The organism is Bradyrhizobium sp. USDA3516 (genome assembly GCF_057651995.1).
Map to the genome: position 1 here is coordinate 520,560 of NZ_JBYGYN010000003.1, position 17,412 is coordinate 537,971.

15 protein-coding genes are annotated in these 17,412 nt (G+C 64.5%); 9 read left to right on the top strand and 6 right to left on the bottom strand.

Annotated features, from left to right (window positions below):
- Positions 1-10 precede the first annotated feature (10 nt).
- The gene (locus AC24YW_RS12725) at positions 11-922 is read right to left on the bottom strand and encodes a DMT family transporter (RefSeq protein WP_487483044.1); all 912 of its coding nucleotides are present in this window, start codon (positions 920-922) and stop codon (positions 11-13) included.
- 111 nt (positions 923-1,033) lie between these two features.
- On the opposite strand from AC24YW_RS12725, the gene AC24YW_RS12730 reads away from it, so the two are divergent.
- Complete coding sequence (locus AC24YW_RS12730; RefSeq protein ID WP_487483307.1) at positions 1,034-1,897, top strand: LysR family transcriptional regulator; 864 nt, start codon at positions 1,034-1,036, stop codon at positions 1,895-1,897.
- Positions 1,898-1,903: 6 nt separating this feature from the next.
- On the opposite strand, the gene AC24YW_RS12735 is transcribed toward AC24YW_RS12730, so the two are convergent.
- The gene (locus tag AC24YW_RS12735) at positions 1,904-2,137 is read right to left on the bottom strand and encodes a hypothetical protein (RefSeq protein ID WP_487483045.1); all 234 of its coding nucleotides are present in this window, start codon (positions 2,135-2,137) and stop codon (positions 1,904-1,906) included.
- 203 nt (positions 2,138-2,340) lie between these two features.
- Here AC24YW_RS12735 and AC24YW_RS12740 point away from each other — a divergent pair, with 203 nt between their 5' ends.
- Both AC24YW_RS12740 and AC24YW_RS12745 read left to right on the top strand, forming a co-directional pair.
- Entirely contained in the window at positions 2,341-4,857 is a 2,517-nt protein-coding gene (locus tag AC24YW_RS12740; RefSeq protein WP_487483046.1) for a glycogen/starch/alpha-glucan phosphorylase, read from the top strand.
- Positions 4,858-5,023: 166 nt separating this feature from the next.
- Complete coding sequence (locus tag AC24YW_RS12745; RefSeq protein WP_487483047.1) at positions 5,024-5,839, top strand: acyl-CoA thioesterase; 816 nt, start codon at positions 5,024-5,026, stop codon at positions 5,837-5,839.
- A gap of 208 nt (positions 5,840-6,047) precedes the next feature.
- Here AC24YW_RS12745 and AC24YW_RS12750 read toward each other — a convergent pair whose 3' ends face one another.
- From AC24YW_RS12750 to AC24YW_RS12760, 3 genes are all read right to left on the bottom strand, one after another.
- Positions 6,048-7,664 (bottom strand): phosphoenolpyruvate carboxykinase, encoded by a 1,617-nt coding sequence (locus AC24YW_RS12750; protein ID WP_487483048.1) that lies wholly within the window; start codon positions 7,662-7,664, stop codon positions 6,048-6,050.
- Positions 7,665-7,948: 284 nt separating this feature from the next.
- Positions 7,949-10,543 carry a CHAT domain-containing tetratricopeptide repeat protein gene (locus tag AC24YW_RS12755; protein ID WP_487483049.1) on the bottom strand — a complete coding sequence of 865 codons (2,595 nt, stop codon included), beginning with the start codon at positions 10,541-10,543 and terminating at the stop codon, positions 7,949-7,951.
- Between the two features lie 341 nt (positions 10,544-10,884).
- A complete protein-coding gene (locus AC24YW_RS12760; protein WP_487483050.1) occupies positions 10,885-12,678 on the bottom strand; it encodes a winged helix-turn-helix domain-containing protein in 1,794 nt (597 codons plus the stop codon).
- A gap of 152 nt (positions 12,679-12,830) precedes the next feature.
- Between AC24YW_RS12760 and AC24YW_RS12765 the strand changes: the two genes are divergently transcribed.
- The 5 genes from AC24YW_RS12765 (at position 12,831) to mddA (ending at position 15,189) form a co-directional block, all read left to right on the top strand.
- Positions 12,831-13,136: a DUF4242 domain-containing protein gene (locus AC24YW_RS12765; RefSeq protein WP_487483051.1), complete on the top strand. Its 306-nt coding sequence runs from the start codon at positions 12,831-12,833 to the stop codon at positions 13,134-13,136.
- 57 nt (positions 13,137-13,193) lie between these two features.
- Positions 13,194-13,415, top strand: a complete 222-nt coding sequence (locus AC24YW_RS12770; RefSeq protein WP_487483052.1) for a hypothetical protein — start codon at positions 13,194-13,196, stop codon at positions 13,413-13,415.
- 46 nt (positions 13,416-13,461) lie between these two features.
- On the top strand, positions 13,462-13,872 hold the full coding sequence (locus AC24YW_RS12775) for a hypothetical protein (protein ID WP_487483053.1): 411 nt from the start codon (positions 13,462-13,464) through the stop codon (positions 13,870-13,872).
- Positions 13,873-14,010: 138 nt separating this feature from the next.
- Positions 14,011-14,337 (top strand): hypothetical protein, encoded by a 327-nt coding sequence (locus AC24YW_RS12780; protein WP_487483054.1) that lies wholly within the window; start codon positions 14,011-14,013, stop codon positions 14,335-14,337.
- Between the two features lie 78 nt (positions 14,338-14,415).
- On the top strand, positions 14,416-15,189 hold the full coding sequence (gene mddA, locus AC24YW_RS12785) for a methanethiol S-methyltransferase (protein WP_487483055.1): 774 nt from the start codon (positions 14,416-14,418) through the stop codon (positions 15,187-15,189).
- A gap of 483 nt (positions 15,190-15,672) precedes the next feature.
- Here the strand turns inward: mddA and AC24YW_RS12790 are convergent, their stop codons facing one another.
- Positions 15,673-16,413, bottom strand: coding sequence for a HugZ family pyridoxamine 5'-phosphate oxidase (locus AC24YW_RS12790; RefSeq protein WP_487483056.1), 741 nt, complete (start codon positions 16,411-16,413; stop codon positions 15,673-15,675).
- A 240-nt stretch (positions 16,414-16,653) separates the two neighbouring features.
- On the opposite strand from AC24YW_RS12790, the gene AC24YW_RS12795 reads away from it, so the two are divergent.
- Positions 16,654-17,355, top strand: coding sequence for a response regulator transcription factor (locus AC24YW_RS12795; protein ID WP_008542552.1), 702 nt, complete (start codon positions 16,654-16,656; stop codon positions 17,353-17,355).
- Positions 17,356-17,412: the final 57 nt, after the last annotated feature.

Below are 17,412 nucleotides of genomic sequence, written 5' to 3' on the forward strand. Positions count from 1 at the left end.
ATGAGCTCCTTTACGAGGCAGTCTTCGCCGGCCGCGTCACCAGATAGATACCGAGCGCGACCGGAATGATGCCGAGCAGGTCGCGCGCCTCGATGTGCTCGCCGAGGACGAGGAATGCGAACAGCATGCCGAGCGGCGGCATCAGGAAATGATAGGCGCTGGCGGCGGTGGCGCCACACACCTTCAAGAGATGGAACCAGAGCCAGGAGGCGAGGATCGAGCCGCCGAGCACGAGGAAGGCGAAGGCGCCGATCAGGCCCGGCGTAAAGTCGATCGCGTGGACATCGGCGAAGGTGAACGCGATCGGCGCGAGCACGATGCCCGCAGCGAGGCTCTGCACGCCGTTGCCGATCCACAAGGAACCCTTCGGCGCCAGCAGCTTGAACAGGATGGTGCCGGCCACGATCGAAGCGAGCGAGGCCAGCGTGAAGACGATGCCGTGGTGGGAATCGGTCCCCACCGACAGGCGGTGCCAGACGATCGCGGTCACACCGATGATGCCGAGCAAGAGGCCGCTCGCCTTGCGCCAGGTCATGCCTTCGCCGAGCAGAAGCGCGGCGAGGGCCGCCGTGAACACGGGATTGGCGGAGACGATCAGGCCGCCGAGACCGGCGGAGACCGATTGCAGGCCAGTATAGCCGAGGCCGAGATAGAGCGCGTTGTTGGCGATGCCGAGCACGGCGAAGATCGCGACATCGCGCCACGACAACGACCAGGCTTCGCCGCGGATCAACGTAGCGCCCAGGATCAGGATGCCCGCGAGGGAGAAGCGCGCCGCGAGCAGGATCAGCGGCGGGCAATGGGTGACGCCGATCTTGCCGGCGATGAAGGCGTAGCTCCAGAGCAGGCAGAACAGGCCGATCGCGAGCGGCAATGTGTTGAAGCGGCTGCGCGGGGCGGGAAGCGAGCTGGCGAGCGACATGAGGGGCATTCTCGGATGTTTTCTCTTCTGCCCTCGATCTAGGGACGCCGCTTGTCATTTGGAAATTAAATGATTAACTCCACCCTAGTGGATTTTCGAATGGAGGCGGCCTTGCTCGATCTCGAGCTCTTGCGCAGCTTCGTCTCGGTGGTCGAGGCCGGCGGCTTCACCCGCGCCGGCGAACGCGTCCACCGCACGCAATCGACCGTGAGCCAGCAGATCAAGCGGCTGGAGGAGGATGTGGGTCAGGTGCTGCTGCACCGCGACGGCAAGGACGTGCGCCCGACCGAGGCCGGCGAGCGCCTGCTGTCCTATGCGCGGCGGCTGCTCTCGCTGGCCGAGGAGGCGCGCGACGTGTTGCGCCAGCCGGGCGGCGAAGGCGCGATCCGGCTCGGCATCCCCGAGGACTTTGCGGCCTACCGGCTGGCAAAACTGCTGGGCGCGTTCTCGCGCTCGCATCCCGGACTGCGGCTGGACGTGCGCGCCGACCAGAGCAAGCATCTTGCCCGCGATCTCGAACGCGGCGAGCTCGACCTTGCGCTCTACAAGCGCGCGGCCGGGGCAAAGGACGCGATCGCGGTGTGGCCGGAGCGGGTGCACTGGGTCACCAGCAAGAGCCATCCGGTCGATATCGACGTCCCCTCGGTGCCGCTGATCGGCTTTCCGCTCGGCTGCATCTATCGCGCCGGCGCCATCCACGCGCTGGAAAGCGCGGGCCGCGCCTGGCACACGGCCTACACCTCATCGAGCCTCGCCGGCATCCAGGCCGCGGTCGCCGCCGGCATGGGCCTCAGCATCCTGTCGGAGATGGCAATCCAGTCCGACCACCGCGTGCTGACGGCGAAGGACGGCTTTGCGCCGATCAACAAGACCGAGGTCGCGCTGATGGCTTCGCCGGATGCGAGCCCGGCGACGCTGCGGCTTGCGGACCGCCTCGCGGAGTTTTGCGATGCGGTGCAGAGCAAGGCGGCATAAAAACGCTCACTTGGCCGCCGACATCAGCTTGTCGCCGCACGCGCTTGCGTAGAACTTGCCGCCGCATTGCCGCTTGATCGCGGCGCAGCGGGCTGCAGGCGACGCTTTCTGCGGCGCCGTGAAGCCGCAGCTGAGGCCGTCGGCGCTGCGGCCGGTTTTGCCGGCGGCAAACGCCGCGCTGGTGGCGCTGATGCAGATGACGAGCAGGGCCGCAGTGGCGATTTCGATCAGCAGTCTCACGGTCCTCTCCTCCACACTGATGGCTGAATCTTTCGTAATCTAGCACCGAATCTGGGTTTCTCCGTGCTCCCCCGGGTTCCCAACTCGGCCCATTCCTTGCATAAATTTGCGCCAGCGCGGTGCACGGCCACGCCGGCGACAGTTCCGGTGCAAGGGCAGGACGCGTAGAGTTAAGAGTTCTTTCGACCTAGGAAGTGACGGCTTTGCAGGATTCATCGTTCCAGCCCAGTTTTCCGGCCCCCGGGCAGCCCATCGACGAACTCGCGCTGGCCGAGATCAAGGGCGCAATCCTGGCAAAGCTGCGCCTTGCCATTGGCAAGGACGCCGGCATGGCGACCCGGCACGATTGGTACCAGGCCGCGGCGCTCGCGCTGCGCGACCGCATCGTGCATCGCTGGCTCACGGCCGAGAAGCACAGCTACGACGCCGGCCGCAAGCGGGTTTACTATCTCTCGCTCGAGTTCCTGATCGGACGGCTCTTCACCGACGCGCTCAACAACATGGGCCTGCTCCATATCTTCGAGGTCGCGCTCGGCGATCTCGGCGTCTCGCTCCCCGAGCTGCGCAAATGCGAGCCGGATGCGGCGCTCGGCAATGGCGGCCTCGGCCGGCTCGCCGCCTGCTTCATGGAGAGCATGGCGACGCTGTCGATCCCCGCGATCGGCTACGGCATCCGCTACGATTACGGCCTGTTCCGCCAGATCATCAATCAGGGCTGGCAGCAGGAATATCCCGACGAATGGCTGAGCTTCGGCAACCCCTGGGAATTGCAGCGGCCCGAGGTGATCTACGACGTCAATTTCGGCGGCGGCGTCGAGCATGTCGACGACAAGGGCCGCGACCGCGCGATCTGGCATCCTGCTGAGACCGTGCAGGCGATCGCCTATGACACGCCGATCGTCGGCTGGCGCGGCCAGCACGTCAACGCGCTGCGCCTCTGGTCGGCGCGTTCGCCCGACCCGCTCAAGTTAGACGCGTTCAACAAGGGCGACTATGTCAGCGCCAGCGCCGAGCAGGCGCGCGCAGAGGCGATCTGCAAATTCCTTTATCCGAACGACGAGAGCCCGGCGGGCCGCGAGCTGCGGCTGCGCCAGGAATATTTCTTCGTCTCGGCCTCGCTGCAAGATCTGGTGAAGCGGCATCTGTCGTCGGACGGCCAGCTGCGCAGCCTGTCGAACAAGGTCGCGGTGCAGCTCAACGACACCCATCCGAGCCTTGCCGTCACCGAGCTGATGCGCATCCTCGTCGACCTCCACAATTTCCGCTGGGACGAGGCCTGGAAGATCACCGTCGCCACCCTCTCCTACACCAACCACACGCTGCTGCCGGAGGCGCTGGAGACCTGGCCGGTCGAGCTGTTCGAGCGGCTGCTGCCGCGGCATCTGGAAATCATCTACCGCATCAACGTGCAGCATCTGGCGCTCGCCGAGGCGCGCTGCCCCGGCGACATCGACTTCCGCGCCTCGGTCTCGCTGATCGACGAGAAGAGCGGCCGCCGCGTGCGCATGGGCCAGCTCGCCTTCGTCGGCTCGCACCGCATCAACGGCGTCTCGGCGATGCATTCGGACCTGATGCGCGAGACCGTGTTCCACGATCTCAATCATCTCTATCCCGGCCGCATCACCAACAAGACCAACGGCATCACCTTCCGACGCTGGCTGATGCTGGCGAACCCGAAGCTGACCGATTTGTTGCGCGAGAGCTGCGGCGAGGCCGTGCTCGACGATCCGACCCAGCTCTCGCTGATCGAGGCGCGCGCCAGCGATGTCGAGTTCCAGAAGCGATTCCGCAGCGTCAAGCACCACAACAAGGCCCAGCTCGCTCGCCTGATCGGTGAACGGCTCGGCATCAGGGTCGACCCGAGCGCATTGTTCGACGTGCAGATCAAGCGCATCCACGAGTACAAGCGCCAGCTGCTCAACATCATCGAGACGGTCGCGCTGTACCAGGCGATCAAGGACGAGCCCAACGGCAATTGGGTGCCGCGGGTGAAGATCTTCGCCGGCAAGGCGGCGGCAAGCTATCGCTACGCCAAGCTGATCATCAAGCTGATCAACGACGTCGCCGAAATCGTTAACAACGATCCCGCGATCGGCGGCAAGCTCAAGGTCGTGTTCCTGCCCGACTACAATGTCAGCCTCGCCGAAGTGATCATTCCCGCCGCCGATCTGTCCGAGCAGATCTCGACCGCCGGCATGGAAGCCTCCGGCACCGGCAACATGAAGCTGGCGCTGAACGGCGCCATCACCATCGGCACACTCGACGGCGCCAATATCGAGATCCGCGACCACGTCGGCGCGGAGAACATCGCGATCTTCGGCATGGAGGCCGGCGACGTCATGATCCGGCGCAAGCAGGGGCTGGATGCCTCGGACGTGATCCGCAGGTCGCCGAAGCTGCAGCGCGCCATCAATGCGATCGGCGCCGGCGAGTTTTCGCCCGGCGATCCCGGCCGCTTCGAATCCATCGCCCACGCGCTGCGCTATCTTGACCATTACATGGTCAGCGCCGATTTCGATTCTTACTACGAGGCGCAGCGCGCGGTCGATGCGCGCTGGCAGGTGACGCCGGCCTGGACGCGCGCCTCGATCCTCAACGTCGCTCGCATGGCCTGGTTCTCCTCGGACCGCACCATCCGCGAATATGCCGAGGAGATCTGGAACGTGCCGGTCAACCCAACCACGCCGCTGCTGCCGAACCTGCGCGACGCCGCGGGCTGATTTTCCGCGGCGTGGAAGCGGCGTTACCTGACACGTAATTGCACATGCAAGCCATGCCTGTGATATGACGACCGTCATTCCGGGGCGGCTCGCAGAGCCGAACCCGGAATCTCGAACTTCCGGGTTCGATGCTGCGCATCGCCCTGAAATGACAGACGGAAACACAATGCACGCCAAGCTCCCGCACCCCTTCGACGACGTGACCCGCATCACCGCGGGTGACAGCAATTGGCAGGGACACACCAGCGACGATTACTGGGCCTTTGTCGGCCCGTTCGGCGGCGCAACCGCCGCGACGATCCTGCGCGCGCTGATCGAGCATCCGCAAGCCGCCGGCGATCCGCTCGCGCTCACCGTCAATTATTGCGCGCCGATCGCCAAGGGGCCGTTCGATCTCGACGTGCGGCTGGTCAAGGCCAACCGCTCCAGCCAGCATTGGAGCGTCGAGCTCAGCCAGGGCGGCGGCGAGGTCGCAACGCTCGCCACCGCGGTGTTCGCCGAGCGGCGCCCGTCCTGGGAGCACAGGGTGGCGCAATATCCTGAAACAAAGCCGTTCGAGCAGACGCTGCCATTCCCGAAGATCTCGGCATCCTGGGCCAACCAGTACGAATTCCGCTTCGTCGAGGGCGAGATGCGGATCGGCCCGCCGCAGGCCGAGCCCGCCAGCACCTATTCGAAGATCTGGATCAGCGACCGCACACCGCGCAAGCTCGACATGCTGTCGCTGATGTCGATGTCGGACGCCTTCTTCGGCCGCATCTTCCACGCAAGGCGCGAGCTGGTGCCGTTCGGCACGGTGTCGCTGACGACCTATTTCCACACCGACGCCGAGGAGCTCGCGGCTGAAGACATCACCCGCGTGCTCGCGACGGCCGATTCGAAGATCATGCACAAGAGCTACGCCGACCAGAACGCCGAGCTGTGGTCCCCGAACGGCCGCCTGCTCGCGACCACGACGCAGATCGCATATTTCAAGGCGTAGCTGCGTCCAGACCCGTCCGTCATTGCGAGGAGCGTAGCGACGAAGCAATCGAGACTGTCGCCGCGGAGGGATTCTCGATTGCTTCGCGGAGCCTGTCATCGGGCCGCGCTCCGCGCGGACCCGGCGGCTCGCAATGACGGTGGAGAGATATGGGGGAAACAAAAAGGGCGGCCTTACGGCCGCCCTTCGCAATTCAAACAATGCGAGCTTACTCCGCCGCGAGCTTCACATCCGGAGCTGCTGCGCGCACATCGGCATCCACCTGAGCTTCGAACTTGGCAAAATTCTTCTGGAACATGCCGACCAGCGCACGCGCGGTCTTGTCGAACTCGTCCTTGTCCTTCCAGGTGTTGACCGGGTTGAGGATCTCGGCCGGCACGCCCGGCAGCGCGGTCGGGACCGCGAAACCGAAATACTTGTCGGTGCGGAATTCGACGTTGCGAAGCGAGCCGTCGAGCGCTGCGGTGAGCAGCGCGCGCGTCACCTTGATCGGCATGCGCGAGCCGACACCATATTTGCCGCCGGTCCACCCCGTGTTGACCAGCCAGCAATCGACATTGTGCTGGGCGATGAGGTCGCGCAGCATGTTGCCGTAGACGGATGGATCGAGCGGCAGGAAGGGCGAGCCGAAGCAGGTCGAGAATTCCGGCTGCGGCTCGTTGCCGAGACCTCGCTCGGTGCCGGCGACCTTGGCGGTGTAGCCGGACAGGAAGTGATACATCGCCTGCGCCGGCGAGAGTTTGGCGATCGGCGGCAGCACGCCGAAGGCGTCGGCAGCCAGCATCACCACGTTCTTCGGCTGCGGCGCGCGGCCGGTGCGCGAAGCGTTGGGGATGAAGTCGAGCGGGTAGGCCGAACGCGTGTTCTCGGTCTTGGAGCCGTCGTCGAAATCCACCACGCGGGTGTCTTCGTCCAGCACGCAATTCTCCAGCACCGCGCCGAAGCGCGTCGAGGCGGCATAGATCTCGGGCTCGGCTTCCTGCGACAGCTTGATGCACTTGGCGTAGCAGCCGCCTTCGAAATTGAAGACGCCGTTCGGGCCCCAGCCGTGCTCGTCGTCGCCGATCAGTGTGCGGTTGGGATCGGCGGACAGCGTGGTCTTGCCGGTGCCCGACAGGCCGAAGAAGATCGCGGTGTCGCCCTTGGCGCCGACATTCGCCGAGCAGTGCATCGGCATCACGCCGCGCTCGGGCAGGTAATAGTTCAGCGTCGTGAAGACCGACTTCTTCATTTCGCCGGCATAATAAGACCCGCCGATCAGGACGATCTTGCGGGCGAAATCGATCGCGACGACGTTCTCCGAGCGGCAGCCGTGGCGTTTAGGGTCGGCGCGGAAGCTCGGCATGTCGATGATAGTGAGCTCCGGCACGAAGGTCGACAGCTCGATCGCCTCGGGGCGGATCAGCAGCGTGCGGATGAACAGCGAGTGCCAGGCAAGCTCGGTGAAGACGCGCGTCTTGATCCGGTAGGCCGGGTCGGCGCCGCCATAAAGGTCCTGCGCGAACAGGCGCTTGCCCTCGGCGTGCTTGAGGAAGTCCTGGTAGAGTGTCTCGAACTGTTCTGCGGTGATCGACTGGTTGCCGGCCCACCACATTTTCTTGTCGGTGGTGGCGTCGCGCACCGTGAACTTGTCCTTCGGGCTGCGCCCGGTGAACTCGCCGGTGTCGGCGCAGAGTGCGCCATCGGCGGAGAGCACCGCCTCACCCGCTGCGAGCGAGTATTGATAGAGTTGCGGCGCACCCAGATTCCAGTGAACCTGCTTGAGATTCTTTAAGCCGAATTTGTCGGCGCCGAAGGCACCGTTGCGCACGCCCGTCTCTTGCACGAAAAAATCCTCCTAGAACCCGCGACATCAAGCGCGGCCAAGTTTGGCGCCGTCGCGATCACCGTGATATGGGCCGTTCGGCCTCAGCTGAACGACCTAATACTGATGAACGCTGGCGTTGCCAAGCTGATCCCGCAGGATTTGGTTTATTCAAGGACTGCGCCAAACGTCGCGCATGTCAGCTCTGAAAGGTCGCATCAAAAAAGTGCGGATGATCGCGCAACCAAATGCACCTTTGCGCGTTATGTCCCGTTATTGCGACGCACAATCGTCGCGCTAACGCCCTATTTTACCTCGCCCTCGCCGATCAGCGCGAACGGCCCCCACATCGCGGGATAGGCGTTGCGTGGCGACGAGGCGTCGTCGAGATAGGTTAACATCGCGCGGCGCAAGGCTTCGGCACGACCGAGCTTCGGTTCGTTCTTGAGCAGCTCGAACGTCGATGTGGTCAAGCGGGTCGCAGCCTCCGAATCCACGGCCCAATGCGACACCAGGAGCGCGCGGGCGCCTGCGTAGAAGAACGAGCGCGCCAATCCCGACAACGCTTCGGCACCGGGCTTGTCGCCGGCGATGGTGTTGCAGGCGGATAGCACAACCCAATCGGCATTGAGCTTGAGCTGGGCCACTTCGCTCGCGGTGAGAAGACCATCGTCGAGCTCCGTCGGCTGGTCGGGGATGGAGAGCGCCAGCGATGGCTCCCCCAATCCCTTGACGTCGCCGGCAACGAGGCCATGGGTGGCGAAGTAGATGATGCCATATTGGGCAAGCGCTGCACGCTTGAGCGTCGTCTCGCTGGCGTCGCGGCCGAGATGGATGTCGGCCTCGGCAGCGCCGACGTCCCTCGCCACCGCGTTCAATTCATCGGCCGTATCGGGCAGTTGCGGCAGTGCCTGCGCCAGCCGCGCACGATCCACGCCCGCGCCGCGCCAGAACTCGGCATAGGCGATCGTCGCGATGCTGCGTGCGGCGACCTTGCCGCTCGCGGCGCGCCGGCCGGCAGGCCCTTCGGCTGCAGGGTTGAACACGGGATCGCCGAAACCGGTCATCGGCTTGACGGTCTGGTCTCTGCGGGCGAAGGCACGCAGCGATTTCAGGGAGATCACCGACGGCAGCACCGAGACCGCCTGACGCCGCAGCAGCCAGGCCGCATCGCGATAGCCCTCGAGCCGGTCCGGGATCGCAGCCTGCGGCTTCTCGGTGACCAGCAGATGAAACGGCAGTGCGGTCAAGGCCGCCGACGGCACCACCAGCAGGTTGCGCTTGTCCTTCGTCAGCGCCTCGACCGGTCCGAGCAGCGCGACATAGAGCTCGTTGGCAAGGCCGAGGTCGAACAATCCCGATTTGCCGGATGCATCGCGCGCCTTGCCGACATCGAGCCCCCTGCGGAAAGCCGTGACCTTCTGTGCGACCGCGTCCGCTCCGAGCGAAATCTCCTTCCAGTCGACGCTCTCGCGCGTGATCGCGACGACATAGCTCCGCCGGTCGACGACGGAATAGATCACCATCGCCTCGTCGGACGCCAGCAGCGGCTGGATGTCCTTGACGGTCAGCGGCAGCGGGTTGGAGAGCGAGGAATAGTCGGGAAATTCGACGGCGAGCGTCTTCTGCAATTCATTGCGCGCGCTCGCGATCGCCGAGATCCGCGCGCGGCTGCGCTGCTCGGCCGCGACGTCGCGCTGGGCCGGCGGCTTCGACACCGCGGCAATGATCGCCTTGTCGAGCGCTTCGGACTCGGATGCGAGATCCTGATCCTTGCGCACGAGCTCGGCGAGCCGGTCGCTGCCGGCGGCGAGCCGCACCGCGAGCTTGTTCACGGCGGCAGCTGCAGAGGATTGCGTGCCGCGCTGGATCGCACCGAGGGCATCATCGAGCGCCTTCTCGCTCGAAAGCAGCGATTGCTGCCCTGCCGCGAACAGGATCGGCAGCACGACACGCAGCTGCGCACGATTGGCCGCAAGCGTCTTCTGCGCCAACGGCAAGGCGTCCGCCGTCCGTCCCGCCGCCTGCAGGAAATCGGCGAGATTGCTCGTCGAGGCTGCCGCGTCAGGATGATCCGGCCCAAGTGCACGCTCACGGATCGACAGCGCGCGGCGGTAAAGCGGCTCGGCCTCCGCGTGGCGCTGCTGGTGCTGATAGAGCCCGGCGAGATTGTTGAGCGAGCGCGCCACGTCGGGATGATCCGGGCCCAGCACCTTTTCACGGATCGCGAGCGAGCGCTTGATCGGGGGTTCGGCATCGGCGTCGCGGTTGAGGTCTCGATCGACCTGGCCGATGTTGTTCAGCACGGTGGCGACCGCAGGATGCTCGGGGCCGCCGACCTTCTGGTAGATCGCGAGCGCCCGCCGGAACAGCGGCTCGGCCTCGGCGTGACGCTGTTGCTTCACATAGTAGGTGGCGAGGTTGTTGAGGGACTGGCCGACGTCGGGATGCTCGCGCGGCAGCGCCTGCTCGCGAACGGCCAGCGCGCGCTTGAACAGCGGCTCGGCCTCGGTGAAGCGACTCTGCCGCTGATAGAGTGCCGCGAGATTGTTCAGGAGCGGCGCGATCTCGACGCTGCCCTGGCCGGTGCCCTTCTCCATCAGCGCGATGGCGCGCGTGTAGAGCCGCTCGGCCTGATCATCGTGGCCCTGGTCGGCGTGGATCTGCCCGAGATTGTTGAGCGCGGCGGCGAGGTCGCGGTTGTTGCTGGTCTTCTCGAGCGAGGCCACCATGGCCTGCGCCAGCGGCAACGCCTCCGAGTATTTGCCGGCGGTCCGAAGCGCATTGATGCGCGCGCTCTGCGATGACAGATCGCCCTTCTGGGCAAGACCGGGGGCGGCCAACGACGTGGCGATCGCGAACGCCAGACCGGCAGCCAATGCCAAACGACGACGCGCCATGAACCCCCTCGCTGCGAGCCTCAAAACCCTGTCGTCTTGGGTCGCAGTGACGGGTCGCGGCGTTCAAAACGTCGCGTTCCCAGGGGGTGCTCATCCAGCCGGCGCTGCGTTTGGGCGGCGATCGAATCATCCTAGGCGACGCGGCGGCCCCTCCGGCATCCCGATCAGTGTAACAGCCTGGATGCGAAGCCAGGCTTCTCGGCGGGTTTCCGCAGCATGCAATGGTGGTCGCAAGGCGCAGAATGCGGTCAAGCATTGGATGAAGGGCGCGCGGGATGACGGACTGCGCGACGGCAACAATAGCCCTTCGTCATCACAAAGTTCGATCGCTTGCTTTGCGCCTAGGCGGCGCGCCCGGTCTGTCCTACATTGATCTTGCGCTGCAGTTCTGCACACTGGGCTTCGAGCTTGTGCGAACCAAGATCGCGGGCCACAAGCTCGGCGGCATGAACTTCGGCCGCGGCGCCGCGCTCGTCGTCGCGTTCGAGCTGCAGTGTCGCGATCTGCAGCCGGAGCCTCACGGCATGGACCCGTCCTTCGATGCTCGACCAGAGCTGCCGGGCGAGGTGTAGGTGACGCAAAGCGGCGTCAAGGTCGCCGTCGGCATGCGCGAGCACAGATTGCGCCTCGTTGGTGAGCGCCCGGATCGACGGCATCGGCCAGCGGTCGGCACTGCCCGACAGTTCCTCGATCAATTCCAAGGCTTGCTGCCGGCGGCCGGTATGTGCCGCGACCAGCGCCAGATGCGCGAACAGGATTCCGCGCCGCTGCAATGTCCACCAGGTCTTACCGATCAAGCTGCGCTCGAGGCTGGCATGGGCCGCTTCCGCCTCGCCCCGTTCCAGCAGCAGCATGGCGCGGCCTGGTTCGGGACACCAGCCGAGCGAATAGGCTCGATCATAAGCTTCGAGCGCCGCGTCGTCATTGCCGATGGCGGATTGAATGTCGCCGAGGACGCGATTGGCATCGCCGATCGACCACGGCGCATCGCTGTTGAGACGGGACAGCGAGTCCTCGATGCGGGTCAGAGCCTCGCCGAGCGAGCCCCTGACGCCAAGGACTTCGGAACGGTGGAGCTGGCACGAGCCGGTCAGTTCGGTCCCGCTTTCCGAGCAGAAGTTCTGGTAACCCAACGTCCACTGGTCGGCTCTGGCCCAGTCCCCGAACATCCGCGAAGCCCACAGGATGTTGCAGTAGAGAATTCCTCCCATGACTGGATCGAGCTGGCTGCTGGAAAGCGCCAGGGTCGCCGCATGGTCCTGGTCGGCCAGACCGGCCCGCGTGTCACCAAGGCACAACCGGTAGAAGCCGCGATAGACGAGGCTCAGCGCCTCGATGCCGACCGCGTCCTTGTGGCGGACTGCGCCATAGGCCTCATCGGCCAGCGATAACGCCAGATCCGGCTCGCCGTCGAAGGCTGCGACCTTCGATTTCATCCAGAGGACCAGCGCCGCGGTCGCGGCATCCTCGATCTCGCCGGCCCAATCCTCTGCACGGGCGAGCCAGCCCTTGGCGATCGCGGCCTGGCCGCGCTCGAAGTAAAGGCCGGACAGGGTGACCGCATCAACGACGGCCGACGGCACATTGCCGGCTTCGATATGCGCCGCGACCGCGCGAGCCAGAACCGGCATGGCCGCATCGGTCCTGCCTGTGCATTGCAGGGCGAGGGCCCATTGATGCAGGTCCGCACCATCGAGAATGCCAGCGGCCTCGGCCGCTTCGAACAAGGCCGCGGCCTCGTTCCATAACTTCGCGGACGCCGCGCGGTGCGCCCGTGTCCGCACGGTTGTGGCATGCTCCCCGGGCGCCCCGGCTGCGGGAACTTGAAGCTCCGGCTCAAGATCGATGCAGAAGCGGTAGCCTTTGCCCAGGACGTTGCGGATGGCGCCGTCGACGCCGCCCTCGCGCAACACCGCACGGAGCAGGCTCACGGCTCGCTGCAGCGAATTGTCGGTGACGGTCACGTGCGGCCAGATCGCATCCAGCAGTTCTTCTTTTCCAATCACCCGCTCGCGATTGCGCACCAGATAGGCCAGCAGATCGAACACCCTCGGCTGCAACGCGACCTCACGCCGCGCGCATAGAACGACGCGGCTCGCCTCATCGAGCTCGAAGGGGCCGAATCTGTGGATCATGTCGGTGTGTCCGCGCAGGACGGGAAAGGTTCAGCCAGGCATCAGGAAATGATCAGGCCCCGGTAAGGACGGTCAGGGCCGGCTGCGCCTATAGCTCCCAGGCGGTCGTTCGCGGCCCATCAGTCAACAAGCACACCCTAAGGAGATCTGACATGGAACTCTACGTCATTCGCCGCCCGAGCGCCTGGGCCAACCTCGCCGAGCTTGAAGCTGCAGGCGCAAAATCGACGCGTATCGGCAACGAGCAGATGCCGGACCGCGTGCGCTGGATCCGCAGCTATGTGGTGCACGAGTCCGACGGCCGCATCGGCACCTTCTGCATCTATGAGGCGAGCGACGGCGAGTCCATCCGCGAGCATGCGCGTCGTGTCGGCATGCCCGGTGAGGAATTCTACAAGGTAGCCGCCACCGTCCTCGTGCGGGCCGATCCCGCACAGCAGACGGCTGCCGCGAAATAGCCTTCGGCGCATTTATCCGCCGATCATGACAACCGACCCCTAAATAAGGAGCAACACGTGAACAAGCCCTTCTGGAAATCCCTTCTGCTCATCGCCGGTCTTGCGGCCGGCTCGGTTCTGAGTTCGGCCGGAACGGCCGATGCAGCGAAGATGAGCTGCATTCAGAAATACAGGCTCTGCAACCAGCGTTGTGCGGGGGCTGCAGGCAGGGGCGACTGGACTGCCTGCATCAATCGGACCTGCAACCGGCAATACGACAACTGCGCGTCCAGTTACTGACTGCAGCGCGGGCGTCATCGTCTCGAACCCAGCGAAAGGAAATCATATGTCCATGCCCTCCCAGGCGCCCGCGCTGAGCCCGTCGCATCGATATCTCGCCGCCGTGTTCGTGCGGCTGCGCCGGTTCGTCAACCGGTCGGTTGCCGACATGCTGGCCAAGCGCGAGCGGGCGGCCAGGCAATTCATGATGAAGAAGCTCGGCGACCGGCACGGCAACAATGCCCGCCGCCGCGGCACAGCCGGTGCCTCCGCCGCGATGCTCGTTCTCATCGCGGCCAACTCGCTCTCGCCCGCTACGGCGAAGGCAGAGCATCCGATCGCGCGCAATCATCGCGGTGGCCAGGCCAATCAGGCACTGAGGACGCTCTGCGACCCGCGCAACCACACCCACACGCCCGATGGTGGCTGCGTCACGGCGAGAGCCGAACCAAAACTCCGCGACCATCGCGCGCACTGAGCGCAACGCCTCTTCGAGGACCCCCTGGCCGGCGCCGTCGGCGTCGTGCCTCACCAACTCCGACAACGAAGCCAGATCGGCTTTCGCTGTCCGAGCCCGTACGTCCCTGCAACAACGTTTCCAACATAGGAGAAACTCATGAACTCGCTTTTCAAGTCCAAGCATGCACTCGACAGCAATGCATCCAAGACGAACAGCTTCAAGACGGCAGTCGCGCTGGCGATCGGAATGGCTGGCGTGGTGATAACGCTCACCACGGCTTCTGCCGCGACGAATGTCCGCGACCATCGCGACAAGCCGGTGGTGCGTGACCATCGTGAGGGACAACCGGAGGTCCGGGATCATCGCAGCGCAGGCGGTGGGGGCGTGACCGTCCGCAACACCCCGCCCAAACGAAAGCCGGTCGACTGCCTGGGCAACCTCTGCAACGTCAAGAAGGTCTGCATCGGGTTCGCCTGCATCTGAGCCGGCCCGACGGCCGCAGCGACGGATTGGCGTCGCCGCGGCTGTATCCCATGCATCCGCACATTAGGAGATCAGGACATGTCCATCACCCTGCAGAACGGGCCGGTTCAGGCCCAGAGCTCGTTCGCCGCACGAAGCCTCGTGCTCGGCTACGGCGTGCTTTCCTATTTCGTCTTTTTCGGCACCTTTCTGTATGCCGTCGGCTTCATCTCACAGCTCATCGTTCCGAAGACGATTGACACCGGTGCGGCGCCCTCGCCCACCTATGCACTCGTCATCAATCTCGGACTGATGTCGCTGTTCGCGGTCCAGCACAGCGGCATGGCGCGACAAGGTTTCAAGCGGCTGTTTGCCAGCGTCGCATCGCCTGCGCTGGAGCGCAGCACCTATGTGCTATTGGCGAGCCTGAGCCTGATCGTGCTATTCTGGCAGTGGCAGCCGATGCCGTCGGTGATCTGGTCGATCGAGACGAAGTCGCTCGCCTATGCAGTCGTTGCTGGCCACTTCATCGGCTGGTTCATCGTGCTCTACAGCACGTTCCTGATCAGCCATTTCGAGCTGTTCGGCCTGACGCAGGTTGTATCGCATTTCCTGGGGCGGCTGGCCGCACCCACGAAATTTAGGACGCCCGGACTGTATGGCCTGATCCGGCATCCCATCTATCTGGGCTTCATCGTCGCATTCTGGACGACGCCGACCATGTCAGTCGGTCACCTCCTCTTCGCATCCGTGACGACCGCCTACATCTTTTTCGGCATTTGGCTCGAGGAACGCGATCTCGTGGCGCTGTTCGGGGATCAGTACCGGCACTACAAGGAAAAGGTCGCGATGCTGGTCCCGGGCCTGTTCTGATGCGAAGGCGGTCATTGGCAACGAAACGGCGGCCCCCTCCACGTTCCTCGTGTTTGGACGACCGGGTGTCGCGCAGTCACGACACCCGGCTCGCTGAGAGCGCGACAGCGATCATCGGGCGCGCGAGGTGTCCTTGGAGGCAAGCCGTCTTCTTCGTTCTCTTCCATATACCGGACGTAGGGTCCTTCAGACGTTGAATTGCTTTTGCTTTCTCTAAATGGCCCTCACGATGAGGGACAAAGATTCGAAGCAAGGCACGCCATCGAGCGCGTCTTTACCATCGTTTGTCCCAAGTGCCTTTTGTGCGAAACGCAGACATTAATCGAAACAAGGGCTCAGTTATGAGTTCCTAGATCAACGTCCGCTTCTGTTCCAAAAGCCGCCCGTCGGCACGACGTCTGGCTGGGTCGGCTACGGGCCATCAGCAATACCGCTCCACCCGATTAGAGAACTTCCGTTCGGCGCTCAGAGCCGACCTCAATTTCAGGAGTACACCACCTTGCTGCGGGCCTCGCCCGCGAGCCGCACCAGCATCTTGCGCAGCGATGTGCCGTCCGTCACCCGCTCCGGGAAGTCGAGCCGCAGAGCGGTCTGGCCGTCCTGCATGTCGAGGCCTTCCGGGTCACAGCCGGTGCAGCGCCAGTCGCCCTCGGCTGCGCCGAGCAGCCTCGTTGCGTACAGATTCATGGTGTCGCGGTGGTCGGCGTTCATGTGCTCGACGGCGCCCTCTTCGGCCGCCAGCAGGTCCTTGGCGCCGGTGAGCTCCGTGAGGAACTGGTCGGGCTTGAGATCGACGATCCTGCCGAAGCCTGCGACCAGATGGGTTCCCGTGGGGCGGATCCGGAAAAAGGAAAAATCCTTAAAGGAGACAAAGCCTTCCGCCGATGGATGGGCATTGAGATACCGCCGCTGGAGGAGGTCCTTTTCGGCCTCGGCCTGCTCCGCCCGGCCGGACAGCATGATCCGGGCGCCTTCCAGCGGATCGCCTTCCGCCCGCTCGTCCAGCATCAGCGAGACCCGGCTGTCGGCCAGGACGTTCCTGGTATGCACGGCAAGGCGCGAGATCAGCAGGATCGGCGAGCCGTCGGGATGGCTGGCCAGATTGACCAGGGAACAATAGGGGTCGCCGCTGCCGGTCATGAGCGTTGCCAGCGCCCCCTGCCGGGACCGTCTCAGCAGCGATTTGGCGAGCTTTGCGGGGTCGAAATCGGTGGTCGGTTGCATCGGCTTTCTCGGGTCAGGTGGTTGCAAGGAGGGCCTTTTTTCGGGTAAACGGGGGCCCTGTTATGGGTCGAGACGCGGCGAATCTGCCATGTCTCGTGGAACTTGGTCACACTTCAGCCCAGCTTGCATTGCTCGGTGACAAGGTTCGAACGCCACTTCGGCACCCATGTATGCGGCGCATCACTGGATTGCTCGCCGTTTCAAGCCACGACCCAAACGGAAAGCAGAAAGCAGAGGCTCATGCCCACAATCGCTTTGGTCGACGACGACCGCAACATTCTCACATCCGTCTCGATCGCGCTGGAAGCCGAAGGCTACCGAATCATGACTTACACGGACGGCGCCTCCGCGCTCGACGGTTTCCGCACCACCCAACCGGATCTCGCCATCCTCGACATCAAGATGCCGCGCATGGACGGCATGGAGACGCTGCGCCGTCTCAGGCAGAAGTCCGACCTGCCGGTGATCTTCCTCACCTCCAAGGACGAGGAGATCGACGAGTTGTTCGGCCTCAAGATGGGCGCCGACGACTTCATCCGCAAACCGTTCTCGCAGCGTCTTTTGGTGGAGCGCGTCAAGGCGGTGCTGCGGCGCTCGGCGCCGAAGGACCCGACCGTCGCGCCGAAGGAGAACGACGCCAAGGCGCTCGACCGCGGCCTGCTGCGCATGGACCCCGAGCGCCATACCTGCACCTGGAAGAACGAGCCGGTGACGCTGACCGTGACCGAATTCCTCATCCTGCAGGCGCTCGCGACCCGGCCCGGCGTGGTGAAGAGCCGCAACGCGCTGATGGACGCCGCCTATGACGACCAGGTCTATGTCGACGACCGCACCATCGACAGCCACATCAAGCGGCTGCGCAAGAAGTTCAAGGTGGTCGACAACGAGTTCGAGATGATCGAGACGCTCTATGGCGTCGGCTACCGTTTCAAGGAAGCCTGAGGCGCTCCCTTCACGGCGATCGAGAGCATCTCCGGTTCTCGTTCCATCGGGACGAGG

Bases quoted from the DNA above. Each gene is read 5' to 3' on its own strand.
- AC24YW_RS12790 (WP_487483056.1), bottom strand. From the start codon at position 16,413: ATGCAACCGACCACCGATTTCGACCCCGCAAAGCTCGCCAAATCGCTG.
- AC24YW_RS12780 (WP_487483054.1), top strand. From the start codon at position 14,011: ATGAACTCGCTTTTCAAGTCCAAGCATGCACTCGACAGCAATGCATCC.
- AC24YW_RS12745 (WP_487483047.1), top strand. From the start codon at position 5,024: ATGCACGCCAAGCTCCCGCACCCCTTCGACGACGTGACCCGCATCACC.
- AC24YW_RS12760 (WP_487483050.1), bottom strand. From the start codon at position 12,678: ATGATCCACAGATTCGGCCCCTTCGAGCTCGATGAGGCGAGCCGCGTC.
- AC24YW_RS12775 (WP_487483053.1), top strand. From the start codon at position 13,462: ATGTCCATGCCCTCCCAGGCGCCCGCGCTGAGCCCGTCGCATCGATAT.
- AC24YW_RS12755 (WP_487483049.1), bottom strand. From the start codon at position 10,543: ATGGCGCGTCGTCGTTTGGCATTGGCTGCCGGTCTGGCGTTCGCGATC.
- AC24YW_RS12725 (WP_487483044.1), bottom strand. From the start codon at position 922: ATGTCGCTCGCCAGCTCGCTTCCCGCCCCGCGCAGCCGCTTCAACACA.
- AC24YW_RS12795 (WP_008542552.1), top strand. From the start codon at position 16,654: ATGCCCACAATCGCTTTGGTCGACGACGACCGCAACATTCTCACATCC.
- AC24YW_RS12765 (WP_487483051.1), top strand. From the start codon at position 12,831: ATGGAACTCTACGTCATTCGCCGCCCGAGCGCCTGGGCCAACCTCGCC.
- mddA (WP_487483055.1), top strand. From the start codon at position 14,416: ATGTCCATCACCCTGCAGAACGGGCCGGTTCAGGCCCAGAGCTCGTTC.